17 protein-coding genes and 2 pseudogenes are annotated in these 26,469 nt (G+C 70.6%); 7 read left to right on the top strand and 12 right to left on the bottom strand.

The window, feature by feature from the left end:
• Entirely contained in the window at positions 1-1,239 is a 1,239-nt protein-coding gene (gene mmsB, locus ACIPJI_RS26110) for a multiple monosaccharide ABC transporter permease (protein ID WP_356624545.1), read from the top strand.
• Positions 1,240-1,315: 76 nt separating this feature from the next.
• Here mmsB and ACIPJI_RS26115 read toward each other — a convergent pair whose 3' ends face one another.
• Positions 1,316-2,500: an aldose epimerase family protein gene (locus ACIPJI_RS26115; RefSeq protein ID WP_402249187.1), complete on the bottom strand. Its 1,185-nt coding sequence runs from the start codon at positions 2,498-2,500 to the stop codon at positions 1,316-1,318.
• A gap of 178 nt (positions 2,501-2,678) precedes the next feature.
• Complete coding sequence (locus ACIPJI_RS26120) at positions 2,679-5,156, bottom strand: alpha-L-arabinofuranosidase C-terminal domain-containing protein (RefSeq protein ID WP_402249189.1); 2,478 nt, start codon at positions 5,154-5,156, stop codon at positions 2,679-2,681.
• Between the two features lie 284 nt (positions 5,157-5,440).
• On the opposite strand from ACIPJI_RS26120, the gene ACIPJI_RS26125 reads away from it, so the two are divergent.
• Positions 5,441-6,583 (top strand): Gfo/Idh/MocA family protein, encoded by a 1,143-nt coding sequence (locus ACIPJI_RS26125; RefSeq protein ID WP_402249191.1) that lies wholly within the window; start codon positions 5,441-5,443, stop codon positions 6,581-6,583.
• Positions 6,580-7,509, top strand: coding sequence for a PmoA family protein (locus ACIPJI_RS26130; protein ID WP_402249192.1), 930 nt, complete (start codon positions 6,580-6,582; stop codon positions 7,507-7,509). The genes ACIPJI_RS26125 and ACIPJI_RS26130 overlap by 4 nt, the downstream gene beginning before the upstream one ends.
• A 12-nt stretch (positions 7,510-7,521) precedes the next feature.
• Here ACIPJI_RS26130 and ACIPJI_RS26135 read toward each other — a convergent pair whose 3' ends face one another.
• From ACIPJI_RS26135 to ACIPJI_RS26155, 5 genes are all read right to left on the bottom strand, one after another.
• The gene (locus ACIPJI_RS26135) at positions 7,522-10,260 is read right to left on the bottom strand and encodes a Tat pathway signal sequence domain protein (protein WP_402249194.1); all 2,739 of its coding nucleotides are present in this window, start codon (positions 10,258-10,260) and stop codon (positions 7,522-7,524) included.
• Positions 10,261-10,561: 301 nt separating this feature from the next.
• The gene (locus ACIPJI_RS26140; RefSeq protein ID WP_402249195.1) at positions 10,562-11,149 is read right to left on the bottom strand and encodes a hypothetical protein; all 588 of its coding nucleotides are present in this window, start codon (positions 11,147-11,149) and stop codon (positions 10,562-10,564) included.
• 6 nt (positions 11,150-11,155) lie between these two features.
• Complete coding sequence (locus ACIPJI_RS26145) at positions 11,156-12,016, bottom strand: carbohydrate ABC transporter permease (protein ID WP_356624534.1); 861 nt, start codon at positions 12,014-12,016, stop codon at positions 11,156-11,158.
• Positions 12,013-12,978 carry a carbohydrate ABC transporter permease gene (locus ACIPJI_RS26150; RefSeq protein ID WP_402249197.1) on the bottom strand — a complete coding sequence of 322 codons (966 nt, stop codon included), beginning with the start codon at positions 12,976-12,978 and terminating at the stop codon, positions 12,013-12,015. Before ACIPJI_RS26150 ends, ACIPJI_RS26145 begins: the two co-directional genes overlap by 4 nt.
• Before the next feature lie 14 nt (positions 12,979-12,992).
• On the bottom strand, positions 12,993-14,276 hold the full coding sequence (locus ACIPJI_RS26155) for an ABC transporter substrate-binding protein (protein WP_402249198.1): 1,284 nt from the start codon (positions 14,274-14,276) through the stop codon (positions 12,993-12,995).
• A gap of 368 nt (positions 14,277-14,644) precedes the next feature.
• On the opposite strand from ACIPJI_RS26155, the gene ACIPJI_RS26160 reads away from it, so the two are divergent.
• Complete coding sequence (locus tag ACIPJI_RS26160; RefSeq protein WP_402249200.1) at positions 14,645-17,524, top strand: glycoside hydrolase family 2 TIM barrel-domain containing protein; 2,880 nt, start codon at positions 14,645-14,647, stop codon at positions 17,522-17,524.
• A 68-nt stretch (positions 17,525-17,592) separates the two neighbouring features.
• Here the strand turns inward: ACIPJI_RS26160 and ACIPJI_RS26165 are convergent, their stop codons facing one another.
• Entirely contained in the window at positions 17,593-19,158 is a 1,566-nt protein-coding gene (locus ACIPJI_RS26165) for a glycosyl hydrolase 53 family protein (protein WP_402249202.1), read from the bottom strand.
• 98 nt (positions 19,159-19,256) lie between these two features.
• Positions 19,257-20,708, bottom strand: a pseudogene (locus ACIPJI_RS26170) (beta-galactosidase trimerization domain-containing protein); the annotation flags it as partial.
• Here ACIPJI_RS26170 and ACIPJI_RS26175 point away from each other — a divergent pair.
• Both ACIPJI_RS26175 and ACIPJI_RS26180 read left to right on the top strand, forming a co-directional pair.
• Positions 20,663-21,640 (top strand): annotated as a pseudogene (locus ACIPJI_RS26175) (LacI family DNA-binding transcriptional regulator); the annotation flags it as partial. The pseudogenes ACIPJI_RS26170 and ACIPJI_RS26175 overlap by 46 nt on opposite strands.
• Before the next feature lie 144 nt (positions 21,641-21,784).
• Positions 21,785-22,273 carry a flavin reductase family protein gene (locus tag ACIPJI_RS26180; protein ID WP_307704938.1) on the top strand — a complete coding sequence of 163 codons (489 nt, stop codon included), beginning with the start codon at positions 21,785-21,787 and terminating at the stop codon, positions 22,271-22,273.
• Between the two features lie 43 nt (positions 22,274-22,316).
• Here the strand turns inward: ACIPJI_RS26180 and ACIPJI_RS26185 are convergent, their stop codons facing one another.
• Positions 22,317-23,180: a class II glutamine amidotransferase gene (locus tag ACIPJI_RS26185; protein ID WP_356624519.1), complete on the bottom strand. Its 864-nt coding sequence runs from the start codon at positions 23,178-23,180 to the stop codon at positions 22,317-22,319.
• 294 nt (positions 23,181-23,474) lie between these two features.
• Between ACIPJI_RS26185 and ACIPJI_RS26190 the strand changes: the two genes are divergently transcribed.
• On the top strand, positions 23,475-23,693 hold the full coding sequence (locus ACIPJI_RS26190) for a heavy-metal-associated domain-containing protein (protein ID WP_307704940.1): 219 nt from the start codon (positions 23,475-23,477) through the stop codon (positions 23,691-23,693).
• A gap of 367 nt (positions 23,694-24,060) precedes the next feature.
• On the opposite strand, the gene ACIPJI_RS26195 is transcribed toward ACIPJI_RS26190, so the two are convergent.
• Positions 24,061-24,600 (bottom strand): MarR family winged helix-turn-helix transcriptional regulator, encoded by a 540-nt coding sequence (locus tag ACIPJI_RS26195; RefSeq protein ID WP_307704941.1) that lies wholly within the window; start codon positions 24,598-24,600, stop codon positions 24,061-24,063.
• 389 nt (positions 24,601-24,989) lie between these two features.
• Entirely contained in the window at positions 24,990-26,177 is a 1,188-nt protein-coding gene (locus tag ACIPJI_RS26200; protein WP_402249205.1) for a hypothetical protein, read from the bottom strand.
• Between the last annotated feature and the right edge of the window lie 292 nt (positions 26,178-26,469).

The raw sequence follows: 26,469 nt of genomic DNA on the forward strand, positions 1-26,469 counted from the left end.
ATGGGCCCGGCCACCACCGACGCGCCGACCAGCGCCTCCCCCAGCAAGCCCCCGCCGACGCGCCACGGCACGAAGGAACTGCTGCTCGACGCGGCACGGCGCAACATGCGGCAGTACGGAATGCTCGTCGCACTGGCGCTCATCGTCGTGCTGTTCCAGATATGGACCGACGGCGTCCTGCTGCTGCCGAACAACGTCACCAACCTCGTCCTCCAGAACAGCTACATCCTCGTGCTCGGCATCGGCATGATGATCGTCATCATCTCGGGCCACATCGACCTGTCGGTCGGCTCGCTGGCGGCCTTCGTCTCCGCCGCGGCCGCGGTGATGATGGTCGAGCACGATGTGCCCTGGGTGCTCGCGCTCGTCCTCTCCCTCGCGATCGGCGCGCTCGCCGGCGCGTGGCAGGGCTTCTGGATCGCGTACGTGGGCATCCCGTCGTTCATCGTCACGCTGGCGGGCATGCTGCTGTTCCGCGGCGGGACGCAGATCCTGCTGGGCAGCCGCTCCCTGGGGCCGTTCCCCGAGGGCTTCCAGAAGATCGCCACCGGGTACCTGCCGGAGATCGGGCCGGTCACCAACTACCACAACCTCACCCTGCTGATGGGCTTCGCGCTGCTCGCGTTCGCCCTGTGGCAGGAGGTCAGGGACCGCCGCCGCCAGCAGAAGTACGAGCTCGACGTGCTGCCCAGGAACCTCTTCATCGCCAAGTGCGCCGCGCTCAGCGCCGCCGTCCTGGCCTTCACCCTCACCCTCGCCAGCTACCGGGGCGCCCCGGTCGTGCTGCTGCTCCTCGCGGCCCTGCTCGTCGGCTTCGGCTTCGTGATGCGCAACGCGGTCGTGGGACGCCATGTGTACGCGCTCGGCGGCAACCAGGCGGCGGCCAAGCTCTCCGGCGTGAAGGACAAGCGCGTCACCTTCCTCGTCTTCGTGAACATGGGTGTGCTCGCGGCCCTCGCGGGGGTCGTCTACGCCGCCCGCCTCAACGCGGGCGTCCCGCAGGCCGGCGTGAACTTCGAACTCGAGGCGATCGCCGCGGCCTTCATCGGCGGCGCGTCGATGAGCGGCGGCGTCGGGACGGTGTTCGGCGCGATCATCGGCGGCCTGGTCCTCGGCGTACTGAACAACGGCATGTCGCTCGTCGGCATCGGCAGCGACTACCAGCAGGTCATCAAGGGACTGGTGCTGCTGGCCGCGGTCGGGTTCGACGTCTGGAACAAGCGGAAGGTCGGTTCCTGACGGCCGGCCCGACGCGGCACCGTGCCCCGGCCCTCCCGATGCGGAGGGCCGGGGCACGGTGCTGTGGGCGTCCCGCTCAGAGCGTGCCGAAGGAGTGCACGGTCGAGGACCTGTAGGTCCGTCCCGGGCGGAGCACGGTGGTGGGGAATCCGGGCCGGTTGGGCGAGTCGGGGAAGTGCTGGGTCTCCAGGCAGAACCCGTCGCCCTGCCGGTACACCCGGCCCGAGGTGCCCTTCAGCGTGCCGTCGAGGAAGTTCCCGCTGTAGAACTGCAGGCCCGGTTCCGTGGTGGCGATGGTCATGACCCGCCCCGACGTGGGCTCGGTGACCGTGACGGCCTTCTGCGGGTGCCCGGTGATCCCCTTGTCGAGCACGAAATTGTGGTCGTACCCCTGTCCCAGGAGGATCTGCTCGTGCCCTTGGCGGAGGTCCTCGCCGATGGGCTTGCCCAGTCGGAAGTCGAAGGGGGTACGGGCGACGCGTGCGAGGTCGCCCGTCGGGATGAGCGTGGCGTCCACCGGTGTGTAGCGGGAGGCGTCGATGCGCAGCCGGTGGTCGTGGACGGTGCCGCTTCCCTCGCCCGCGAGGTTGAAGTACGTGTGGTTGGTGAGGTTCACGACGGTGGCCCGGTCCGTCGTCGCCTCGTAGTCGACGCGGAACTCCCCCCGCGCGGTGAGGGTGTAGTCGACCCGGACCGTGAGGGTGCCGGGGTACCCCATTTCGCCGTCGGGGCTGACGCGCCGCAGGGTGAGCCCGGTGTCGGTGCCCCTCCGGAACGGCTCGACGTCCCAGACCCGCTTGTCGAAGCCCTGGTCCCCGCCGTGCAGGCTGTTGGGGCCGTCGTTCGCCGGGAGACGGTAGGTGGTCCCGTCCAGCGTGAACCTGCCGCCGGCGATGCGGTTGCCGTAACGGCCGATCACCGCACCGAAGTACGGGCTCTTCGCCACGTAGTCGTCCAGGTTGTCGAAGCCGAGGGACACGTTCGCCCACCTCCCGCGGCGGTCGGGCACCTCGAGCCCTTGGACGATGCCTCCGTACGACAGGACGCGCAGGCGGATGCCGTCGTTCTCCAGCGTCCACAGGTCGACGCCGGTGCCGTCGGCCAGGGACCCGAACCGCTGCCGCACCGGGCCGCGGGTACCGCCTGTCCCCTGCGGGGCCGTCGTCGCGCCGGCGGCCGCGGCGGGGGTCGTCGCGGCTGTGGCCGCTGTCGCCGCGGCTCCCACCGCCGCTGTCAGCACGGCGCGTCTGCTGGTCGTCATGGGTTGTCTCGCTCTCGTGGTCGGCCGCATGATGCGGCTCGTTCGGTACTTCGGTTGCCGTTCGGACCGGTCGGCCCGGAACACGGAGGGGCTTCCACGCCCCGGTGTCAGTCGCGGGGCGGGAGGGTGAGGGCGCGTGCGGGGTGCGCGCGCCGGGCGCGCACCCCGCACGCGTTCCTCACTCGGTCCTGATCCTCATGAAGGTCACGGAATGGGCCGGGAAGGTGTACGAGAAGGTGCTGCCGACTCCGTCGAAGGTCGAGGACCGCGGCTGGACCGGCCGTTCGTCGGCCGTGTTCTGCGCGGCCGGGTCGGCCGCCAGAGTGGTGACCCGGGCGGTCGGCGCCACCTCGGTCCCCGCGCCGAGGTCGATCGCCGTCCGGGCCGGTGAGGCCTGGGCGTTGACGACCTTGACGATGAGGTCGCCGGTGGACGCGTCTTTGGTGACGACCTGACGGAAGGGCTCGGCGACCTTGTCGTCGGTGAACCCGCCCCACTTGTGACCGTCGACGTAGAGCGTCACCTGCCGTCCGCGCACCTCGACATGGAGGTCGTAGGTGCGGCCGGTCTCGATGGTCGTGGCGTTCTCGGTCATGGTCTGCTTGGCCCCGCCGACGGTCTTCTCGACAGCGGAGCGGGTGTTGTTCCAGCCGCCCAGGTTCCACCAGTAGTAGTTGCCGGTGTCCTTGACGCCGAAGGCGACGAGGAAGCCCTCCCTGCCGGACTTCTTGGTGGCCTTCACCCTGAGGTCGTAGTTCCGCCAGGCCGCGTCCCCGGCGGTGACGAGGGTGTTCTCCGCCGTCTCGTCGCTCTGGACGTACGCGCCGTCCTGGACGGCCCAGGAACCGGCGCCGGCGGCCTTCGTCCACCGGTCGTCGCCGCCGGAGAAGTCGTCGGACATCAGGGTCCTGCCGTCGGAGCCCGTGACCTGGACGTCGTCGTACGCGGCGCTGGTCGCCCACGTCGACAGGCCGACGGCGCCGGTGATGGGCCCCGAGGTGGTCGGCGTGGTGGACGCGGTGGAGGGGACGACCTCGTCACCCACGTTGGTCATGAAGAGCTTCTGCGTCTCGTAGTTGGCCGATCCCCATGACTTCGCGTTGTCGAACCAGATCATGTCCGGCTGCCACTGCACGTAGTCCTTGTTCGCCAGCAGCGGCGCGTACGAGGCGAGTTTCACGATGTCGGCGTTGCGCTCCAGGCCGGTCATGAAGGCCGCTTCCGCGAGGGCGTTGCCGAACGTGTTGCCCTGGGAGGCGTACTCGCCGAGGAAGACCTCGGGGCCGCTCCGGTCGTAGCCGTCGTAGCGCTCGTTGTTCTCGAGGAACCACTGGGGGCTGTTGTAGTAGTGCTCGTCGACCATGTCCACACCGGACTCGCGGCTGAGCCGCCAGGCCTCGTCGAAGGTCGTCCCGGCGTCGTCGGGGCCGGAGTTGGCGATCACCGTGATGTCCGGGTGGGCGGCCTCGATGGCGGTGCGGAACTGCTGGAAGCGCGCGAAGAACTCCTTGGGCAGGTTCTCCTCGTTGCCCACGCCGATGTGGGTGAGGCGGAACGGCTCCGGGTGCCCCATTTCCGCGCGCTTGCCGCCCCACTCCGAGCTCACCGGCCCGTTGGCGAATTCGATGAGGTCCAGGGTGTCCTGGATGTGCCGGCGCAGCAGGGCGGGGTCGTCGGTGGCCCGGTTCTGACCGCACCCCGTGACCAGGGCGGGGACGACGGGCAGCGGCATCGCGCCGATGTCCTCGGCGAACTGGAAGTACTCGTAGTAGCCGAGTCCGTAGCTCTGGTTGTAGCCCCAGAAGTTGGAGTTGGTCGCCCGCTCCTCGACCGGGCCGACGGTGTCCTTCCACTGGTACGAGCGGCGGCGCTCCCAGCCGGATGCCTCGTCGTAGCCCTCATGGCTTCCGGTGTTGACCAGGCAGCCGCCGGGGAAGCGGAGGAAGCCCGGGCGAAGGGCCTCGATCTTCTCCGCGAGGTCCTTTCGCAGACCGTTCTCGCGGCCCTTGTAGGTGTCCCGGGGGAAGAGGGAGACCATGTCGAGCGCGGCCGCCCGTGCGGCGGCGACGGTGAGGCGGCCCGTGGTGGAGGTGCGGCGTGCGGTGAACGTTGCCGTGTACTTGGTCCAGCCGCCGCGCGCGACGACCCTGCGGCCTTCGGCGAGTTCGCCCGCCGCGTCGTGCAGGGTGACGGTCAGCGGCGCCGAGCTGCCCGCGCGGGCCCAGACGGAGAAGTCGTACCGCTTCCCCTTCTCCACCGCGATGCCGGTGTTGTAGCCGGCGTTCGTGACCGAGGCGCCGCCGTCCATCGAGAGGTAGGTGCGGTTGCGCTCGCCCAGGCGCCCGTCGTCCTCGGCGGCTCTCGCGCCGCCGGAGACGGTCCACGAGGTCAGTGGTGTGTAGGCGGCGTTGTCCGCGGGCCGGTACTCGAAGGAGCGGTTCTGCACGAGTTCGGCGTAGAGCCCGCCGTCGGCGGCGCGGTTGATGTCCTCGTAGAAGACGCCGTACATCGTGTCGTCGATCTTCGCGCCCGTACCGTCGGCGTCGACGGAGATCGTGTAGTCGGCGGGTTCGGCCGCCGCGCCGGGTCCTGCGCCGAGCGTCCCGGCGAGCAGGGCTCCCAGGGTGAGCCCGAGCCGCCATCGTCTGCGAGCCATACGCACATCCTCGAAATCGTTCGATATATCGGACAGCGATCAGAACTTCGAACGGCACCCTAGGAACCGCGAGAGTGGCCGTCAACGCTTTGCGCACAACCCGGCACGGTTGGTCGACCAGCGTTCGCAATGTCGAACGAAATGGGGCCTCAGTGCCGACCCGTCGAACCAGGGCCCTCCATTGGCCGCGCAGGCAGGCCAGGTCTTGTGGCGCGCGCGGCGGCGACCTTAGGGTGACGGATCAGCAAGCGCTTTCTACGCACTTTCGCGAGGAGTTCCCCTTCATGACACGCCCCCGGGGCCGTCTGCGTGCCGCCGTCGTCGGCACCGGAGCCATCGCCCACGGCAGCCACCTCCCCGCTCTGGCCGACCATGCCGGTGAGGTGGAACTGGTCGCCGCCGTCGACGTGAACACGGCGCAGCTCGACGCCTTCCGCGCCGCCGCCGGGGACGGGGTCGACGGCTTCACCCGTCTCGACGAGATGCTCGCCACCGCCCGCCCCGACCTGGTGCTGCTCGGCTCTCCGCCCGCCTTCCACCGCGACCAGACCGTCGAGGCCCTGCGGGCGGGCGCCTGGGTGCTGTGCGAGAAACCGCTGTGCCTGTCGCTCGCCGAGTACGACGCCGTCGCGGCGGCCGAGGGCCCTGACGGCTCCCCCGGACCCTACGCGTCCGTGATCTTCCAGCACCGCTACGGCTCCGGTGCCGCGCACGCCCGGGAGCTGCTCACCACCGGACGGCTGGGCACGCCGCTCGTCGCGCACTGCCAGACGACCTGGTACCGCGACGGCGCCTACTACGCCGTCCCCTGGCGGGGCCGCTGGTCCACGGAGGGCGGCGGGCCCGCCATGGGACACGGCATCCACCAGATGGACCTGCTGCTGCATCTGCTCGGCGACTGGACCGAGATACGGGCGATGGCGGGCCGGCTCGTGCACGACGTCGAGAGCGAGGACGTCTCGACGGCGCTCGTCCGCTTCGCGAACGGCACGATGGCCACCGTCGTCAACAGCGTCGTGTCACCGCACGAGGTCAGCCGGATCCGCATCGACTGCTCCGACGCCACCGTCGAACTCACCCATCTGTACGGCCACTCCAACGACGACTGGGTCTACACGCCCGCCCCGCACGCAGCCGCCGACGAACGCCGTGTCGAGGCGTGGCGGACGCCCGCCGCCGATCGGCCGAGCTCGCACTCCGCGCAGCTGGAGGCCGTCCTCGCGGCGATGCGTGCCGGGACCCGGCCTCCGGGCAGCGGCCCCGACGCGCGGCGGACACTGGAGTTCGTCGCCGCGCTCTACAAGGCGGCCTTCACCGGCATGCCGGTCCGCGCCGGTGAGATCACGTCCGACGATCCGTACTACACCGCCATGCACGGCGGACACCCCGCCTGGGCCCCTGCGGGCACGACCGGCGGACACCGATGAGCGCACCGGTCACCGTGACCCACACGCACGGTGAGAAGGTCGTCGTCTCGCACGGCGGTGGGGAGCTGATGACCTACGTCTATCGACCCGACCCGGAACCCTTCGAGTCCCGCAAGCCGTACGTGCACCCGCTGCGGACGCTCTCGGGCCGCCTGGTGACGGGGTACCGGCCGAGCGACCACCGCTGGCACAAGGGTCTGCAGATGACCGCGAGCCATCTGTCGGGGCAGAACTTCTGGGGCGGCAACTCCTACGTGCCCGGCGAGGGTTATCTGGCGCTGCCGGACCGGATCGGGTGGATGCGGCACGACGGCTTCGACGCGATCCACGTGGCCGAGGACCGGCTGACGATGCGGGAGCGGCTCACCTGGATCGAGAACGGCGGAGCACCGTGGGCGCGGGAGCGGCGCACGCTCACCGTGCACTCCGTCGAGCCGGCGGACGGCTCCTGGGCGCTCGACTGGTCCATCCACCTCACCAACACCAGCTCGCAACCGCTGCTGTTCGGCTCACCGACGACGGCAGGGCGGCAGTCGGCCGGTTACACCGGGCTGCACTGGCGTGGGCCCCGCGACCTCACCGGCGGCGACGTGGTGGGCCCCGACGGGCACGGCGGCGCGGGAGAGGCGGGGGCCGCGGCCATGATGGGCCGCGCCGCGCCCTGGCTCGCCTTCACCGGCGAGCACGACGGCGTCGACGCGCACAGCACCCTGGTCTTCGCCCACGCCCCGGAGAACGAGGACGCCGTCGGCCCGTCCCACTGGTTCGTACGGTCGGAGCCGACCCCGACGGTCGCCTTCTCCTGGGCGTTCTTCGAGGAGTTCACGCTCCCGCCGGGAAACGCCTTCTCGTACCGCTACCGGATCGTGGTGGCCGACGGCGCCCTGGACCGCAGGCGGATCGAGTCCCACCTGCGGTCCTGGTGACGGGGCGGCGCCCTACGGCATCCGGTCGCCGACCAGCGCCAGATTCTCGATGGCCGCGAGCCCGTACAGCGCGGTGTCGTTGGTGTAGACCCAGTTGGCCTCGCTGCCCGGCACCAGCGTGACGGGCCCGCCGACCTCCTCCGTGGCCCACGGCGCCGATTCCCGGTAGCCGTCGCTGTTGTAGAACTTCTCCCAGGCACGGCGCGCCAGCTTCTCGTCACCGGTCTGCACGGCCGCGTACGCGTCCAGCCTCGAGTGACCCTGGAAGAGGATCAGCGAACCGAAGTGGGAGCCGTAGCGCGCCGCCTGCTCGGCCTTGGTGGCGTTGAAGTAGCGGCAGTAGTCGAGATACGCCTCGCGGAACGCCGGCATGTCGACCAGATCGATCAGCTCCGCGCAGAGTTCGTTGAGACCGAAGACGGCGGACAGGTGCGAGACGCCGACCTTGGGCTCCTTCTCGACGGCGAAGCGGCCGGTGTCGAGGTCGTACAGGCCGCTGCCCTGGACGAAACCGTTGGGCTGGGCGGCGATCGTCTCCATCGTGGACAGGATCCTGGCCTTCGCCTTCGCCGCCTTGGGACCGCCGCGTTCCCACTCGGTGAGCCATGCGGAGACCAGACCGCTCCAGTCGGTGCCGAAGCCGATGGACAGGGCGTGCCGGTCGGGCGTGTAGGGCTCGGTGCGGATCTTCCGGATCGGGTCGAGCACCAGGAAGGTCTCGTCGGAGTCCACGTTGGCGTGCATGAGGTCGCCGGTGCGTTCGTCGGCGGTGAGGAAGTAGTAGAAGCGCCGGTAGGTGGTGTTGGCGATGCGCTGCTGCTTGGCGCTGTCGGCGTAGTGCTGGATGCCGTGCCGGGTGCCGAGGCCGGCCCACTTGCCCAGGTGGTAGACGTCGACCTCACCGGTGTGGCGGGTCATGACCTCGGCGAAGCGGAAGATGTCGGCACGGCCGGATCGGAGGTAGGCGTACCAGAGCCACAGGTCGGGAGAGAGCTCGGAGTTGTCCCAGGCGTAGCCGCCGACGTCGTACCGCCACTGGTGCCTGGCCGGGTCGTAGCTGTGCATGATGTCGCCGTAGTCCCAGAAGCCGTACCAGCGCCGCATGTCCACCTGGTCGCGGTAGTACGTGAACAGGAAGTCGAGGTGGTCCTCGATCCTGGCCTTGGCGGGGGTGGACCGGTCGGGCTCGGAGAACAGGCCGCCGAAGACCTTGGCGGCGACCATGTGGGCGGGCGGGGCGGCGAGCTGGGGCGGCGTGCGGACGGCGGACGTCTCCTTGGCCAGGGTGCCCGCCTCGGGTGTCGAGTCATGGGCCCAGAAAAGGAGTTCGCTGGTGCGGGCGATGCCGTACGGGGTGCCGAAGCCGGGCTCGTAGTCCTCGTACGTGATGTTCAGGCCCTCGAGCTGCTCGGCGTAGGTGTCCTGGCCGAGGCCGTCGTGGTAGAAGCGCAGGTCCATGGGCTGCGCCTCGGGTGACCAGAGCCAGAGGGTGACTTCGGCGTTGTCGGTGTGCGCGTCGCGGATGTCGAGACCGGCGGGGTGCTTCTCCCAGAAGTCGCGGAGCCCGAAGGACAGCCCGCCGCTCACGCCGCCGACATAGCCGAAGCCGGACGCCCGGCGTCCGCCGCCGGCCGCGATCCAGCCGTGTCCCTTCTTGGTGCGCTTGCGCAGGGTGAAGCCGTCGGCGGAGAGCTGGCTGAGGGTGTAGTCCCCCCACTCGGGGATCAGGTGCAGACGGCTGGTGACGCGCTGGTCCCAGGTGGCCGGATCGGGAAGCCTGCGTCCCTCGAACTGGGCCGCCTGGACGGCCGCCCCCGGGTCGCGGCGCAGTCCGGTGATGCCCTTGACGGCCTCCCGGAGCAGTCCTGTGCCGTCGCCGCCGATCCGGATGTGCCGGTCGTACGAGGGGTCCCGCATCGGCACGGTGAAGCGGACGCCGAGTCCGCGGATGAAGTCGCCGTCGGTCCGGCCGGGTTCCTGGGTGCCGTCGTAGGTGATGGTGTGCACCATGCGGAACGACTCGGCGCCGGCGTAGAAGTAGAGACGGACGGAGAAGGGCAGCCAGCTCCGGTTGCCCCGGCGGTGCTTGCCGTCGATGCGGACGACCGCCCGTACGGGGCCGTCCTGTTCGACCTCGGTCTTGTGGATGGCGCTCTCGAAGCGCTCGTAGGACTCCCGGCCCTGGTCGCCGTCCTCGATCTCGCCCTGGCGGAGCAGGACGAGACGCCCGTTCCTGGCGATCTCGGTGGTGCCGCGGGTCACGGACCTGACGAGGGAGGATCCGCTGGTGCCGAGGCGGGCGGTGATGACGCCGGTGGAGACGTCGACCGTGCCTTGCTCGGTGGTGACGGTGATCCGCCGGGCGGGTGCGGCGGGCTGCCCCGCGGTGAGCGTGAAGCTCTCCGCCGTCGTCTCGGGGCCGATGGCGTGGGCGGTCCACTTCAGGGAGCCGTCGGGCCACTGGGCGAGCGGCCACGACTGGACCGGCACCTGCTTGCCGTCGGCGGTGGCCAGCGAGAACGTCTGGTCCTTGGCGTACGCGCCTTTCGGCCACGGCACGCCGAGGGTGGTGCCGGGGGCGGCCCCGAGCCCGTCGTCCTCCAGCCACTTCAGTGTCACCGGTTCGGGCCCGGCGGCCGCCGGGCGGGGTGCCGCCTGGGCGGTCGTGCTGCCGAGTGCCCAGCTGAACTGGGCGGCCGCGCCTGCGGCTGCGGCCGCCGAGAGCAGGGACCTGCGGGAGATCGGAGACATGACGATTCCTTCTGTGAGACCTGGGCGGTAAGGGACGGGGAACCTTGTGCAGGGCAGAGCAGAAGTGCTGAGGTACGCGGGCGCGGTGGCCGGCGATGCGGGTGCGCGGAGGCACACGGGCGCGGTGGTCCGGGCTCGCGGCGGTGCAGACGTACGGAGTAGCGGACGTGCGGGGGTGCAGGCGTGCGGCTTCGCTGTGGTGCGGGCGTGCGGAAGAGCAGGCTGCGGCGGTGCGAAGTGCGATGTGCAGGTTCGCTGTGGTGCTGGTGTGCGGGGTTGCGCAGGTGCGGGAGCCGGCCGGTCAGCGGGCGGCGTACCGTGCTTCGACGGCCACCGCCGCAGCCGCGACCGCGCCCGTCACCGGGACCGCCAGCGGTGCCACGACCCAGGCCGTCCCCGCCACCACCGCGAACCCGCCCACCAGCAGCAGCGATCCGGCCGGGTCGCGCAGGGTGCGCCGGGCGGCCTCGCGCAGCAGCGTGGGCCAGGAGGCGCCGGGCTCCCAGACCGCTGCCGCCCGGAGCACCGCGACCACGGCCCCGATGGCGGCGAGGACCGCGACCGTGCCCACGAACGGTCCGCCGGGCAGCCCCGCGCCTACGGCGGCGAGGTTGAGCCAGAGCAGCCAGAGGACCACCGGGCCGGACAGTCCGACGAGCCAGCCGCGGCGCACCGCCGCACGGAAGTCACCGGCGAAGTGCCGCCCGCCCGTCGCCTCGTGCCGCAGATGGCGCCGCAGATGGCGGACGCCGGCGGCGAAGGCTGCCGGGGCCGTCACCAGCGGCAGGGCGGCGAGGGTCATCCACACGCCGGTGAGCAGGCATTCGGCGAAGACGCCGAAGCCGGTGGAGAGCCGGGACCCCTGCTGCGTCAGGGAGCGCGCTGCCACGGCCGGTCAGCCCTTCAGGCCCGAGGTCGCCATGCCGTCGATCAGATAGCGCTGGAAGGCGAGGAAGAACGCCAGCACGGGCAGCAGCGCGACGAGCGACATGGCGATCATGCCGCCGTAGTCGGCGACGGCGTCCTGGTCGATGAACATCTTCAGCCCGAGCGAGACCGTGTACTTCTCCGGCTCGTTCAGATAGATCAGCGGGCCCATGAAGTCGTTCCACGCGTTGATGAAGGTGAAGATGGCGCTGGTGATCAGGGCGGGCCGGCACAGCGGCAGCACTATCGACCAGTAGATGCGCAGATGCCCGCAGCCGTCCAGCCGGGCCGCCTCGTCCAGCTCCCTCGGCAGGTTCCGCATGAACTGCAGCATGAGGAACACGAAGAAGGCGTCGGTGGCGAGGTACTTGCCGAGCAGCAGCGGCACATAGGTGTTGATCAGTTCCAGCTTCTGGAACAGCACGTACTGCGGGATCAGGATCACGTGGTACGGCAGCAGGAGCGTGCCGATCATCAGCGCGAACATCAGATTCCGTCCGGGGAACCGGATCTTGGCGAAGGCGTAGGCCGCCAGTGAGCACGACAGCAGTACGCCGGCCACCGAACCGAGCGCCAGGAACGTGGAGTTGACGAAGAAGGTGGTGATGGGGATGTCGGCGATGCCGTCGGTCAGCCGCCGGTAGTTCTCGACGATGGGCTCGGTCGGGAACAGGTCCAGGCTGCCGATGATGTCGTCGCTGGGCTTCAGCGAGCCGCCGATGACCCAGATCACCGGGTAGAGGACCACGGCGAGCAGTGCCAGGGCCCCGAGGTGCCAGAGCAGCGAGCCGCTGCCGCGGCGCGCGCGGGTGGTGAGTGTGCCGCTCATCGGGCCGCCTCCTCGTAGTGCACCCAGCGGCGCTGGGACCAGAACAGCACCGCGGTGACCAGGCCGACGGCGATCAGCAGCATCCAGGCCATGGCGGACGCGAAGCCCATCCGGCTGTTCTCGAAGCCTTGTTGGTACAGGTAACAGGTGTAGACGAGCGTGGCGTCCGCGGGTCCGCAGCTGCCGTTGCTCATGATGTAGGCCGATCCGAAGATCTGGAACGAGTGGATGGTCTCCAGCAGGACGTTGAAGAACATGACCGGCGAGATCATCGGCAGGGTGATGTGCCAGAAGCGCCGCCACGGTCCGGCGCCGTCGACCTGGGCCGCCTCGTACAGCTCCGTGGGCACCTGCTTGAGCCCGGCCAGGAAGATGACCATCGGCGCGCCGAACTGCCAGACGGTGAGCGCCACCAGGCAGTAGAGGACCCAGGCGGGGTCGCCGATCCAGCCGCCGACGTCCATGCCGAGGAACGTCTGCGCCCGGTCCACCACCGCGTCGTCGGAGAACAGGGCGCGCCACACGATGGCGACGGACACACTGGCGCCGACGAGCGAGGGGGCGTAGAAGGCGGCCCGGTAGAAGGCCTGTCCGCGCCGGCTCTGCGCCAGGAGCAGCGCGACGCCGAGGGCGAGCAGCAGCTTCAACGGAGTCCCGATGAGGACGTACTCGGCGGTGACCTCGACCGATGTGCGCCAGCGCGGGTCGGCGAACATCTCGGAGAAGTTGCCGAGGCCGATCCACTTCGGGGAGTCGAAGAGGTTGTAGTCGGTGAAGGCGAAGTAGAGGGAGGCGACCATCGGCCCCGCGGTGAGCAGCAGGAAGCCGGCGATCCAGGGCGACATGAACAGGTAGCCGACCAGGCCGTCCCTGCGTCCGCGGCGGCGGACGGGCGAGGGCGTCGTGCCGGTGGCAGGGGCCTTGTCGGCAACCTGCCGCACGGAGTCCTCGAGCTGAGTCATGGGCGGCGTTCCCATCAGGAGCCGAGCGCCGTCTTCGCCTCGGTGAAGAACTGCGCCGCGGAGTCCTCGACGGGGGCCTTGCCGAGCGCCATGTCGGCGGCGATCCGCAGGAACGCGGCCTCGACGACGTCCGCGCCGGCGGGGTGGGGGGTGATGGTCTCCAGCGTGCCGGCGGCGGCTATCTGCTTCTCGTACGCGGCGATCTTCTTGCTGACCGGGTCGGTGGGTTCGAACGCCTCGTACTGCTCGTTGGTGGAGAGCACACCGCGGTCGTATCCCATGATCCGGCCGACCTCGGGGTCGTGGACCATGAAGTCGATGAAGGTCGCCACCTCGGCGGGGTGCTTGGTGCGGGCGCTGCCGCTGAGCATCAGCGAACCGAGGTACTGCCCGGTCTTCTTGCCGTCGCTGGTGGGGATCGGGGCGATGGCGTACGAGCTCTTGCCCTCGGCGGAGTAGCGCGCCGTGAAGTTGTCCCAGGTGAACTCGCCGCCGGAGAGCCCGGCCGCGAGGGCGGACTTGGGCTTGATCTGCTCGACCTTCTTCTGGTCCGCGTACAGCCCCGTCCTGACGCGCTTCATCGACTCGGTCCAGTACGGGACGAGGTCGCTCTCGGTGAATCCGAGGCCCTTCTCGGTGAAGAAGGCCTTGCCGTTCTGCCGGAGGATCAGGTCGTAGAGGTACATGATGCCGAAGGGGCCCGAGTCGCCCGCGACGCCGGCCTTGTCATGGATCTTGACGAGGGCGTCGTCCCAGTCGCTCCACGTCCAGCCCGGTGCGGGTGTGACGCCCGCCTTCTCGAAGACCCGCTCGTCGATGATCAGGCCCATGGAGTTGGAGCCGACCGGTACGCCGAGGAGCCTGCCGTCCACCTCGCCGAACTTCTCGAGGCCGGCCCGGAAGTTGCCGAGGTCCAGGTTGCCCTTCTTCGCCTGCGCGTCGAGGTCGAGCAGGACCCGCTTGGCGTCGTACTTCCGCAGGAAGCCGATGGCGTTCTGGAAGACGTCCGGCGGATTGCCGCCCGCGGCCTGGGTGTTGAACTTCTTCCAGAAGTCGCCGTACTGCTGGAAGTCCGTCTTGACCTTGATCTTCGGGTGCTTCTTCTCGAAGAGGGCGACGGTCTGGTTGATCTTCTTCGCCCGGTCGTCCGCGCCCCACCAGGCATAGCGGATGGTGACGGGCCCGCCGGACGAGCCGCTGCCGGCGCCGCAGCCGGCGGCGGTCAGCCCGGCACCGGCCAGGGTCGCCCCGGCCGCCTTGAGGAAGCTCCGCCTCTCCACATGCCTGGACATACGCATGATGCACCCTCTCGCCAATGATGTATGGATGGTGAATGAATCGTTTCAGGAAAGCGCTTGCCACGAAATGTAGGGGTGGCGGCGAACCGCGTCAACGGTTTGGACGGTCGCGAATCGACCTGCCGCATGTTCGAGATGGCGAACAGCATGCGACACCCCGGACGGCAGACCGTAATCGAGCCGACCGCCGGGCACCAGCCCCGAGGGGCGCTCGTTCGACATGTCGAACATTGCACAAAACTTCGGACACTTGGCCGGACCCTCTTGCAGAACCCGTGCCCGACGACGGAGGGTTGAGATCCCCCGTCACCCCTCCCCGGCCGCCGCCTTCGCGCCCGTCCGGGACCGAGTGCTGCCCCAGGAGAGCGATGTCCCACTCGTACGTCGACGATGTCCGGCCCGGCAGCGGGCCGCTCCCGCCCCGCGCCCGGTACGCCACTTCGGACGCGGCATCCCTCTCGCTGAACGGGAGTTGGCGCTTCCGGCTGTCCGCGACGGCCGACGCCGAGGACGACTCCTTCGCCGTACCCGGCCATGACGCCTCTGACTGGGACGAGGTGCGGGTGCCCGGCCACTGGGTGCTCCAGGGCCACGGCGCGCCCATCTACACCAACCACCTCTACCCCTTCCCCGTCGACCCGCCGCGCGTGCCGACCGAGAACCCGACCGGCGACCATCTGCGGTTCTTCGACCTGCCGGAGGACTGGGGAACCGGCGGCGACGCCCTGCTCCGCTTCGACGGCGTGGAGTCCTGCGCACGTGTCTGGCTGAACGGCCACGAACTGGGCGAGTTCAAGGGCAGCCGGCTGCCTCACGAGTTCGCGGTCGGGCATCTGCTGCGCCCCGAGGGGAACGTGCTCGCGGTCCGCGTCCACCAGTGGTCGTCCGGGTCGTACCTCGAGGACCAGGACCAGTGGTGGCTGCCCGGCATCTTCCGGGACGTGACCCTCCTGCACCGGCCGGCCGGCTGCGCGGGGGACTTCTTCGTACACGCCTCGTACGACCACCACCGCGCCGAGGGGACCCTGCGGGTCGATTCCGATACGGCCGGCCGGGTCACCGTGGCGGAGCTGGGCATCGACGTCGCGACGGGCGAGCCGGTCACCGTGCCGGTGCGGCCCTGGACGGCCGAGACGCCCCGCCTCTACGACGGGACACTGGCTCTCGCGGGCGAACGGGTCCCGCTGCGCATCGGCTTCCGCACGGTCGTCGTCGAGGACGGTGTCATCAAGGTCAACGGCTCGCGGATCCTGTTCCGCGGGGTCAACCGGCACGAGTTCCACCCCGACACCGGCCGCGCTCTCGACGCCGCGACCATGCGCCGGGACGCAGAGCTGATGAAGCGGCACAACATCAACGCCGTGCGCACCTCCCACTACCCCCCGCATCCCGACTTCCTGGACCTCTGCGACGAGCTGGGTCTGTGGGTGATCGACGAGTGCGATCTGGAGACGCACGGCTTCGTCGAGCAGGACTGGCACGACAACCCCGTCGACGACGACCGCTGGACCCCGGCACTCCTCGACCGTGCCGCGCGGATGGTCGAGCGGGACAAGAACCACCCCTCCGTGATCATCTGGTCGCTCGGCAACGAGGCCGGCACCGGACGCGGTCTGACGGCGATGGCCGAGTGGATCCGCGCCCGCGACCCAGAGCGGCTCATCCACTACGAGGGCGACCCGGCCTGCCGCGACACGGACATGTACTCGCGGATGTACCCGCCCCACGAGGAGGTGGACAGGATCGGCCGCGGCCTCGACGGCGGCCCCGCCGGACGTCGCGAACTCCCCTTCGTCCTGTGCGAGTACGGGCACGCGATGGGCAACGGTCCGGGCGGCCTCGCCGACTACCAGCGGCTCTTCGAGGCACACCCCCGCAGCCAGGGCGGCTTCATCTGGGAGTGGATCGACCATGGCCTGACCGACGCGCGGTACGGCTTCGCCTACGGCGGCGACTTCGGCGAGGAGCTCCACGACGGGAACTTCGTCTGCGACGGTCTGCTGTTCCCGGACCGGAGCCCCTCCCCCGGCCTGATCGAGTACAAGAAGGTCATCGAACCGGTCCGTATCGAACCCGGCCCGGGAGCCGGCGACGGCACGGCCACCGTCCGCGTCACCAACCTCCACGACTTCTCCGATCTCTCCCACCTCACCTTCGAGTGGTCCTTCCACAGCGGCGGAGAGACCGTGGCGCACGGCCCGTTGACCGTCCCCCCGACGGCACCCGGCACGTGCGCCGAGGTCCGGCTGCCCGAACCGCCGGAGGCCGGGCGGGGCGCGGAGTGTCTGTGGACGGTACGGGCGCTGCTGGCGGAGGACACCCCGTGGGGCAGCCGGGGCCACGAGGTCGCCTGGGGACAGCTGGAAGCTCGCCGCCCGGCCCCCGCCGAGGTCCCGTCCGGCGACCGCCCGGTCCGCGGCCGGAGCATCGTCACCCTCGGCCCTGCCTCCTTCGACGCCCGCACCGGCGAGCTGCGGACCATCGGCCAGGTCGCCGTCACCGGCGCGAGGCTCAACGTGTGGCGCGCGCCGACGGACAACGACAACGGCGCGCCCTGGCAGTCCGACCCGCGAAGCGGACCGCTGTGGCGCGCCCTCGGCCTGCACCGCATGCGGCACCGCCTGGACGCGGTCGAGGTGACGGACGACGCGCTGACGGTACGTACCCGGGTGGCACCGGCCGGCCGTGACGTGGGTCTGCTCACCGACTACCGCTGGACGTCCGACGGTGTCCGGCTGCGCCTGACGGTGTCCGTGGTCCCGCAGGGTCACTGGCAGCTCCCGCTGCCGCGTCTCGGGATCCGTCTGGGCCTTCCGGCCTCGTACGCGGGCGTCCGCTGGTACGGCGGCGGACCGGGCGAGGCGTACCCGGACAGCAGGACCGCCGCCCGGCTCGGCCTCTGGCACACCGATGTCGACGCGATGCAGACCCCGTACGTCCGTCCGCAGGAGAACGGCGCGCGGGCCGATGTGCGCTGGGCGGAACTCGCCTCCCCGGAAGCGGGGTTGCGGATCGACGGCGACCCGGCCTTCTGGCTGACCGCACGCCGCTGGACGACGGAGCAGCTGGACGCGGCCGAGCACCTCACGGACCTCGTACCCTCCGGCGAGACGGTGTGGGTGGAGCTCGACCACCGGCAGCACGGCCTGGGCAGCCAGTCCTGCGGCCCCGGTGTGCTGCCCGAGTACCGGCTGCACGCTCAGCCGGCCGAGTTCTCGTTCGTGTTCACCCCCCTCGACGGCTCCTGACCGGCGCGGCCGTACGCGCCCGGGCTCCGGCCGGGGCGCGTACGGCGTCGGTCCCGCACGGCGCGGTGTCAGCGGTGGGCCAGCCAGTTCGCGGCGGGCAGCAGCCTGTTGTCGTAGTCGAAGAGGGCCTGGTTCTCCCAGCCGTTGCCGGACGACGGGTCGGCCGGGTCCCAGCCGTTGCCCGTGACGGCGGTCCAGGCGGGCTCCCAGTAGACGACGCCGAGACCGCGGCCGTTCGGCACGGCCTCGACCACGTTCATCACATCGCGTACCCAGGCCGCCTGGCCGGCCGGGCTCGCCGGGTATCCGGACACCAGCTCGCCCGGCAGGTCGATGATGTTCTCGTGGCTGTCCTTGCTGTCGAGCCGGAAGGGGTAGGCCGTCTCGACGACCATGACGGGCTTGCCGTAGCGGGCGGAGACGTCGTCCAGGTTGGCCTGGAGCTCGGAGAGCGCTCCATGCCAGTAGCCGTAGAAGGACACGGCGATGACGTCGAAGTTCACGCCCCGGGCGGTGGCGTTGTCGAACCACCAGCGGTACAGGCCGTTGTCGCCGCCGTGCGCGAGGTGCAGCGCGATCCGGGTGGAGGACGAGACGGTCTTCGCCGCGTCGATGCCGGACTTGAGCAGCCCGGCGGTCCGGTCCCAGTTCTCCGTGGAGCCCTCCGGCCAGAGCATGCCGGTGTTGATCTCGTTGCCGATCTGGACCATGTCGGCGGTGGTGCCCTGCGCCTTGAGGGCGTTCAGGACGTCGTAGGTGTGGTCGTGGACGTCCTTCCTGAGCTGGTCGTAGGAGTGCGAGGACCAGGCGGCGGGCTTCGTCTGGGCGCCCGGGTCGGCCCAGATGTCCGAGTAGTGGAAGTCGACCAGCAGTTTCATGCCCTGGGCCTTGATCCGCTTGGCGGTCTGCAGCACGCGGGCCTTGTTGTTGTAGCCGTCGGCCGGGTCCACCCAGACCTTGAGCCGGCCGTAGTTGGCCCCTGCCGACCTCAGGATGCCGAGCCCGTCACCAGTGGTCCCCGCGGCCGTGCGGTAGACGCCGCCGAGGTCCTCGCTCTTCTTCAGTGTGGAGACGTCGACGCCTTTGACACTCAGCCCGGTCGAACCTGGGGTGAAGGTGAGATCGTCGACGTTCAGCCAGTTCCCGGCCCTGGCATCGGAGTTGATGCTGACCGTGCACTGTCCGCCGGTCACCTTGACGGAGGTGACGAGGCGTATCCACTTGCCGTCGGGGGTGGGCGGCAGGTCGGTGCGCTGCTCGGCGGAGCCGCAGTTACGCAGCGCCAGGTAGGCCGCGTCCTGGCCGCCGCTCGAGCGCACCCAGGCGCTCAGCTTGTAGGTCCCGTCTGTGAGTCCCGACAGGTACTGGTATGTCTCCACCTTGTACGCGGCGGACGACCAGTGGCTGAGGCGGTGGCTGCCGCTGTGCCCGCCGGCCTCGGTGTACGACGCCGTGTGCTGACCCGCGGCGGAGTAGGTGGCCCAGCCGGAAGTGCCCGATTCGAAGCCGGGGTTGGTGAGCGTGGCCGCCGCGCTGACCGGTTGTCCGGGCAGTGCCGTGATCAGCAGGGCGCCGAGCACGGGAAGGACGGCCGTTCTGAGCAGTCTGCGGAAGGGGTGTGGGGCCGTGTGCATCGTCGAGTCCCTTCGACGGTGGTGGGCGGGGGTGGGCGGTGCGATGCACCCGGGGGCGGCCGGCGATCCGGCGGCCGCCCCCGGGGGTCCTGGTGTCGTCAGGCGTCAAGCCGTACGACCTTGACGGCGCCTGCCGGGACGGTGAGGTGTCCGGTGGCGTGCTCGCCGCTGAGCAGTTCGGTGCCGGGGCGCTCGAGGGGCACCTTGGTGTCGTGCGGGGTGTGGTTCATGGCGAAGAGGTAGTCGGCGCCGTCCCCGGAGCGGCGTACCACCTCGACGTCGCGGGGCAGTTCGGTGCGGGGCGCGATGCCGGCGTCCTCGCAGGCGCTCTCGAGGACCGTGTCCAGCGCCAGGGGACCGAGGCGGGAGGAGACGTACCAGGCGGTGCCCCTGCCCAGGCGGTGACGGGTGACGGCGGGGCCACCGGCGGCCGGTCCGTCGGCGTAGGTCCACACCGTCTCGGCCCCGCGCGGCACCACGAACTCGGTCCACACGTCGCCGGTGAGCGAGGCGCCCTGCGGCCCGGTGATCCGCACGCTCTCGCCCGCCCGGAGCGGTGACCACTCCTCGACGGTCAGGCCGAGCACGTCGCGCAGCACACCCGGGTAGGCGCCGGGGTGCACCGCGTCGTGCTCGTCGACGATGCCGGAGAAGTACGAGACGACAAGGGTGCCGCCGTTCTCGACGTAGGCGCGCAGATTGCGTCCCGCCTCCTCGGTGGCGAGGTAGAGGGCGGGGACGACGACCAACGGGTAGGCGGACAGGTCGGCCCCGGGATGGGCGAAGTCGACGGTCAGGTGCCGGTCGTAGAGCGCCTCGTAGAAGCTGTCGGCGCGCTCGCGGGCGTCGTGGTCCTCGCTGGGCCGCCATTCGAGGCCCTGCGCCCACCAGGAGTGCCAGTCCCAGACCATGCCGACGTCGGGAACGGTACGGGTCCCCAGCAGTTCGGCGAGCGAGCCGATGTCCGCCCCGAGCCGCACCACCTCGCGCCAGATCCGGGTGTCGGTCCCGGCGTGCGGCAGCATCGCGGAGTGGAACTTCTCGGCGCCCTTCCGGGACTGGCGCCACTGGAAGAACATGGCCCCCTCGGAGCCGCGGGCCACATGGGCGAGCGAGTTGCGCGCCATCTCGCCGGGCCGCTTGGCGGGGTTGCGCGGCTGCCAGCTGACGCCGCTGGTGGAGTGTTCGAGCAGCAGCCAGGGGGCGCCGCCGGCGACGGAGCGTGTGAGGTCGGCGGCCATCGCGAGGTTGACGTGGGTGCGGCGGCCGTCGGTCATCAGATAGTGGTCGTTGGTGACGATGTCGACCTCGCGGCCCCAGGCCCAGTAGTCGATCGTGTCGCACTGGCTGAGCGCGGTCATGAAGTTGGTGGTGACGGGGACGCCGGGCGCGAGCCGGTGGAGGATGTCCCGCTCCAGGCGGAAGTTCTCGCGCATGGTGTCGTCGGCGAAGCGGCGGTGGTCGAGCTGCTGGGCGGGGTTGCCGACGGTCGGGGTCAGCCGCGGCGGGTCGATCTCGTCGAAGGACCGGTAGCGCAGGCCCCAGAAAGCGGGGAGGCCACTACGTCAGCCCGGCGGCGCAAACGGCCGTCAACAACGCGATCCAGCGGACGGGTTACGTCGTCAACCGGCACGCCCGCTCGCTGATCACCGGAAGGTCCGACTCGGTCGCGTTCCTGCTGACCGAGCCGCAGGAGCGCTTCTTCGAGGATCCGAACTTCAATGTGCTGCTGCGTTCCTGCACCCAGGCGCTCGCCGCGCGGGACATCCCGCTGCTGCTGATGATCGCCGGCAGCGAGGACGAACGCCGGCGCAATCTGCGGTACATCCAGGCCGGGCACGTGGACGGCGTCCTGCTCGTCTCCAGCCACTCCGGTGATCCGGTGGCCGGAGAGCTCCAGGCGGCCGGCGTGCCGGTGGTCGCCTGCGGGAAGCCCCTCGGGCAGCAGGCCAGGATCGGCTACGTGGCGGCGGACGACCGGGAAGGCGCCCGCGACATGGTGCGCTACCTGCACGCGTCGGGCCGCCGCCGGATCGCCACGGTGTCCGGCCCGCCGGACACCCCCGGCGGTGTCGAACGCCTCGCCGGCTACCGGGAGACGCTGGCCGAGTGCGGGCTGCCCGCCGACGACCTGCTGATCGCCACGGGCGACTACAGCCGGGCCAGCGGCGAGCAGGCCGCGGAACTGCTTCTCCAGCGGGCCCCGGACCTCGACGCCGTCTTCGTGGCATCGGACCTGATGGCCCAGGGCGTCCTCGACGCCCTGACCAGGGCCGGGCGCCGAGTGCCCGAGGACATCGCCGTGGGCGGCTTCGACGACTCGCCCGCCGCGCTGTCGTCCCGCCCGCGGCTCACCACGATCCGACAGCCGTGGGACCGGATCAGCAAGGAGATGGTGCGGATGCTGCTGGCCCGGATCGGCGGGGAGGAACCTGCCGCACTCATCCTGCCGACGGAACTGGTACGCCGGGACTCTGCCTGACCTGCCCCGCCCCGCCTGCCCGCCGCCGACGCGCATCCCGCATCCCCCGTGTCGCGCCCGGCGGGCAGGGCACCTGGGAGTAAACGGCCGCACGGCACGGCGCGCCGGTAGAGGGCCTGCGGGGTTGTCCGGGAGGGTTTCGCCATGGTGGACGTCAACGGATTCACTGACCTGCTGGACCCTCCGGTGTACCTCGTCACCGCGGCCGCGGACGGGCGGCGGGCCGGCTGCCTGGTCGGGTTCGCCTCCCAGTCCTCGCTGAACCCGGTGCGGTTCGTGGTGTGGCTGTCCAAGGTGAACCACACCTACCGCGTGGCGTGCCGGGCCACGTACCTGGGCGTGCATCTGCTCGGCCGCGAACAGCAGGGGCTGGCCCGGCTGTTCGGCGGCGAGAGCGGCGACCGCGTCGACAAGTTCGCACCGACACACTGGGAGCCGGGGGCGCACGGTGTTCCCGTGCTGGCCGACGCCTGCGCCTGGTTCATCGGCAGGGTGGAGGAGCGCGCCGACTGGGGGGACCATGTGGGGTTCTGCCTCACCCCCGTCGACACGTCGGCGCAGCCGCTGCCGCGTGGCGAGGTGCTGCGCCTGAGCGATGTCATCGATCTGAGCCCCGGGCACCCGGCGCCCTGATCACGTCGGCACCACCGGCCACCGGGGCGTCGCCCGGCCCGCGTCACGCCACGGTGCTGTGCGGGAGCTCCCCTTCGGCCTGCATCGGAACGAAGGGCCGCACGAAGTCCGAGTCCGCGCCGACCGCGCCGTAGCTGCTCTCGGGGAACTCCGTCCACGCCCCGGGCAGTCCGCTCAGCGGCTCCGACACGACAAGGCGGGTGTCCTCGGAGAGCCCTCTGAGGAACTTCATGTCGGGGTGCAGCGCACGCAGGGTCTCGACCTCGGCGCTGTAGTACAGGGAGCGTGAGCGGTGCTCGCTGGAGTAGCGGAAGGCCCACAGCCCCTCCCCGTCGGCCACGGCGACGGTCATCTGGAGCGGGAAGTCCACGCCGTGCCGGCGGCCCAGGGACTCCACATGGCCCGCCATGCGGGCGACGGCCGTCGGCGGGTCCTGGTCCAGGCCGAAGGTGAGCGCCAGGAAGAACATCACCTCGGAGTCCGTCGAGCCCTCGATGTCGGCGAACAGCGACGGGTCGATGACCATGCAGAGGTCCCTGCGCAGCCGGTGGAAGTCGGCGATGGCACCGTTGTGCATCCACAGCCACCGCCCGTGCCGGAACGGATGGCAGTTCGTCTGCTGGATGGCAGAGCCGGTCGACGCCCGGATGTGGGCGAAGAAGAGGTGGGAGCGGATGTGCGCCGAGATCTCCCGCAGATTGCGGTTGTTCCACGCGGGTCCGGTGTCCCGGATCACGGCCGGTGTACCACCGTCGGGCGTGTACCAGCCGATGCCGAACCCGTCGCCGTTGGTGGTCTCGACCCCCATCCGGGAGTGCAGGCTCTGGTCGATCAGCGAGTGTGCGGGGCGGTAGAGCAGCGAGTCGAGGAGCACCGGCGTTCCCGTGTAGGCCACCCATCGGCACATATGGACCCTCTCCCCTGCTCGAGGCGCGCGGGCCTTTCCATCATCACGCGTGGTTTCCGTTGATCGCCACGCGGCACGGTAGCGGCCTTGTCTTTCGCATGAGGCCTGCGTGACGCTCTGTGCACGGCGACGTGCGCTGCGTTGCGCGTCCGCGACGGCGCCGATCAGGCCCATGCACAGGTGCCGTCTTCGCAGTGTCCCGGACTTCCCTCTTCTTGCCGACGACCCGTCGCCATACCCCCAGAGGGTATACACTCGGCTTGACGACGTCCCCCTTCCGGAGGGAGCACCGTGATGGTCAAAGAGGTGTACGAGGTCAAGGGCATGACGTGCGGCCACTGCGTCAGCGCCGTGACGGCGGAGGTGGGAGCACTCGCGGGAGTGGAGAGCGTTCAGGTCGACCTCTCGTCCGGCGAGGTGACCGTCGAGAGCGAGCGACAGGTCGCGTACGACGACGTCGCTGCGGCCGTCGACGAGGCGGGTTACGAGCTCACCGGCCGCCGCGAGCGGTGAGCGCCCCACACTTGGACGCGCTGCGCAGAGCGGCGGCGCATCCCCTGGCCCGGGCCGTCGCGGTCGCGCTGTTGCAGGCCGCCGCGGCGAGGCTGGCGGAATCGCCTCCGCCGGCCTCGCACGGACGGCATCGCGTCGGCGGATCCTGCCCCGGCCCGGCGGGACGCACAAAGGACCCGCGGTAGCCGGAAAGGGCGGACCTCGCGTGCCCTGCCCCACGTCGGAAGACGCCAGGCGGCCACGGCCAGCGCTCTCGTGGGGACGGCGACGCGAACGCCGACGCAGCGCTGCCCGTTCCCGCAGGCGGAAAGCCCAGGAGCCGTGAGGACTGCGGGACGGGCTCGCCGCCGTCAGGCCACCGGGCAGCTCACGGGGTGGCGGCGGCCGTCTCGTCGTCCGACGCGAGGATCGAGTCCTCCAGCTTGCGCAGCAGCCTCGCGACCTGCCGGCGCTCGGACGGCGACAGCCCCGCGAGCATCCGGCGTTCGTTGTCGAGGTGCTCCTCGAAGACGGTGTCCACCGTCGCGAGACCCTTGTCGGTGAGCCGCGAATAGACGACCCGGCGGTCGCCCGCGTCCCGCTCGCGCACGATGAGGCCGTCCTTCTCCAGGCGGTCGATCCGCAGGGTCACCCCGGCGGACGACACCAGCCCGGTGTCGGCGAGCTGGCCCGCTGTCAGCCTGTACGGCGCCCCTGCCCGGCGCAGAGCGGTCAGCACGTCGAAGCCGGCGACGGACAGACCGTGCCGCTCGATCGAGGCGGTGAGCCTGGTGCTGTACCGCAGGAAGGAACGGTGCAGCCGGGCCAGGACCTCCAGCGGGCTCGTGTCGAGCTCCGGTCGTTCCCGCGCCCAGTCCTCGATCACCTGCGCGACGGCGTCCCGGTCCGCCGGCCTCGATGCAGCCATCCTCATCCCCTCGTACGGCTCCGCCGGACAGCCGTACGGCTTGTCACGGCACTGAGAATCTTACCGCTGAGGTGATCGACCGGATCGAGCGAGGGACGCCACGGCGAACAGGCCGCGGACCCGGTTCCTTGATCACATCCGTCGTGCGTCATGGGTGCCGGGCTTCGGCGACCACTTCAGGGCAGAGAGTGTCAGGCGTCAGGACGCTCAACCGGAAAGCCGCGAAGCCGGAACAGCGCGCCCTGCCGGCTGGGGCCTCCTCATGGACCGCGGCCAAGCGCGGGGTGTACGCCGACGACCAGGACGCCGCTGCCTACCGGGTCGCGGTCACCGCCCGCACCGACCGGTGCGGGGAGCAGGGCCCGCCGAGCCGCGTCAGCGACTCGCCCTCAGTGGCCGCCGACCTCGACCCCAGGCTCGTAGTTGGTCAGCACGCATCCCTCGACGCTCGCCTTCTCCACGCGGTAGCCGGCCGGGGCGGAGAAGCCAGGCTCGCAGTTCAGGTAGAGGAACTGAAGCTGGTACAGGCCGCTGCGGACGCTCGGGTCATTGGTCTCCACCGCGATGTTCTCGCCGACGAGCAGCCTGCTGGCGGTGGCCTTCAGGCGGTTGTCGTCCTTCAGGTCCTCCTGCTGAGCCGCCTTCGCCCGAGTCTGCAGGAGTTCCATGTCGCTCACCATGTCGAGCCAGTTGAGGTTGTGTGCGCGCTGCGCTCCACCGGGCTCACCGCAGATCGCCCGGTCCTCGACGCCCCAGTGGCGGTGGTCGCCGGTGATCACCGGCTGGTAGTCGATCGACTCGACGGCGAGGGTGGCAGGGTCGGTCGAGTAGCTGGTGCAGTCGACGGTGTGCGGGTGCACCAACTGCTTCAGCTCGGCCAGGCTCCCCGCGCGCGGCAGGCCGAGGCTTCCCGCGGGCGGGCGGCCCGACTTGTTGGGCTCGCCTTCCGTGGCCGGGTCCTGCGGGGTCTCGAAGTTGGGGCTGCCCTCCCCGTCGTCGCTCGCCACGAAGTCGCTCAGGACGCAGCCCTCGACCAGGCCCTTCTCCCGCTTGTAGCCCTCGGGCACGCGGGCCGTCGGATTGCAGGTCAAAACGCGCAGGTCCGAGCGGGAGAGCTTGAGCGCGGTCTTGGTCTCGGTAGGCGTGACGGCGAAGTTCTTCCCCACGAGCACGCGGCTCAACAGGCCGTAGTCGGAGTCTCCGGAGGAGATCTTCGCCAGCACGCGCTGCTTGTAGCCCTCCTGGAAAGTCTTCATGTCGGAGAACATGTAGAACATGATCTCGCCGTCCTCGACGCGGTCGCTGCACACCCCGCGCTCGGTTACCGACCACTTGCCGACGGCGGTGAACTCGGTGAGCGGCAGTCGGCTGTCCATCGGGTCCGTGCTCATCCGCTCGCACGAGGCGTACCGCTGGACGTAGACCTGCGCCTGCTCGAGCGTGTCGACGCCGGCGTCGCTGTCCGCGGTGGGGCCGGTCACGGCGGTCGTGCGGTCGGCGTCGACGTCCTCGCAGGCCGTGATCAGGGAGAGGGAAGCAAGGGCGGCGGTCGCAGCGATTATCCGCTTGAGATGCATGGTTCGCTTTCGTCGAGGCGGTTTGACGCCTGGTGAATGGCGTGGACATGCTAGGCAGAGATGATCTTCGTGAGCCAACCTGGGTGAGTGCGGTGATGCGGCGGTCGAGCGCCTTGTCCGCCCGCGCTGCCGCGGCCGGGGCGCCGGCTGCTGCCACAGGCAACGTAGGGGGCCGGGGGGCCCGGGGGGGGGGGCCCCCCCCCCCGCGCCCCCCCCCCCCCCCCCCCCCGGGGCGGGGGGGGGGGGGGGGGCGCCCCCCCCCCCCCCCCCGGGGGGGCGCCCCCCCCCCGCC

It is taken from the genome of Streptomyces sp. NPDC086835, from assembly GCF_044745705.1.
Lineage (GTDB): Bacteria > Actinomycetota > Actinomycetes > Streptomycetales > Streptomycetaceae > Streptomyces.

Coding starts and splice junctions, on each gene's coding strand:
- mmsB (WP_356624545.1), top strand. CDS start 1: ATGGGCCCGGCCACCACCGACGCGCCGACCAGCGCCTCCCCCAGCAAG.
- ACIPJI_RS26115 (WP_402249187.1), bottom strand. CDS start 2,500: ATGACGACCAGCAGACGCGCCGTGCTGACAGCGGCGGTGGGAGCCGCG.
- ACIPJI_RS26120 (WP_402249189.1), bottom strand. CDS start 5,156: ATGGCTCGCAGACGATGGCGGCTCGGGCTCACCCTGGGAGCCCTGCTC.
- ACIPJI_RS26125 (WP_402249191.1), top strand. CDS start 5,441: ATGACACGCCCCCGGGGCCGTCTGCGTGCCGCCGTCGTCGGCACCGGA.
- ACIPJI_RS26130 (WP_402249192.1), top strand. CDS start 6,580: ATGAGCGCACCGGTCACCGTGACCCACACGCACGGTGAGAAGGTCGTC.
- ACIPJI_RS26135 (WP_402249194.1), bottom strand. CDS start 10,260: ATGTCTCCGATCTCCCGCAGGTCCCTGCTCTCGGCGGCCGCAGCCGCA.
- ACIPJI_RS26145 (WP_356624534.1), bottom strand. CDS start 12,016: ATGAGCGGCACACTCACCACCCGCGCGCGCCGCGGCAGCGGCTCGCTG.
- ACIPJI_RS26150 (WP_402249197.1), bottom strand. CDS start 12,978: ATGACTCAGCTCGAGGACTCCGTGCGGCAGGTTGCCGACAAGGCCCCT.
- ACIPJI_RS26155 (WP_402249198.1), bottom strand. CDS start 14,276: ATGCGTATGTCCAGGCATGTGGAGAGGCGGAGCTTCCTCAAGGCGGCC.
- ACIPJI_RS26160 (WP_402249200.1), top strand. CDS start 14,645: ATGTCCCACTCGTACGTCGACGATGTCCGGCCCGGCAGCGGGCCGCTC.
- ACIPJI_RS26165 (WP_402249202.1), bottom strand. CDS start 19,158: ATGCACACGGCCCCACACCCCTTCCGCAGACTGCTCAGAACGGCCGTC.
- ACIPJI_RS26180 (WP_307704938.1), top strand. CDS start 21,785: ATGGTGGACGTCAACGGATTCACTGACCTGCTGGACCCTCCGGTGTAC.
- ACIPJI_RS26185 (WP_356624519.1), bottom strand. CDS start 23,180: ATGTGCCGATGGGTGGCCTACACGGGAACGCCGGTGCTCCTCGACTCG.
- ACIPJI_RS26190 (WP_307704940.1), top strand. CDS start 23,475: ATGGTCAAAGAGGTGTACGAGGTCAAGGGCATGACGTGCGGCCACTGC.
- ACIPJI_RS26195 (WP_307704941.1), bottom strand. CDS start 24,600: ATGGCTGCATCGAGGCCGGCGGACCGGGACGCCGTCGCGCAGGTGATC.
- ACIPJI_RS26200 (WP_402249205.1), bottom strand. CDS start 26,177: ATGCATCTCAAGCGGATAATCGCTGCGACCGCCGCCCTTGCTTCCCTC.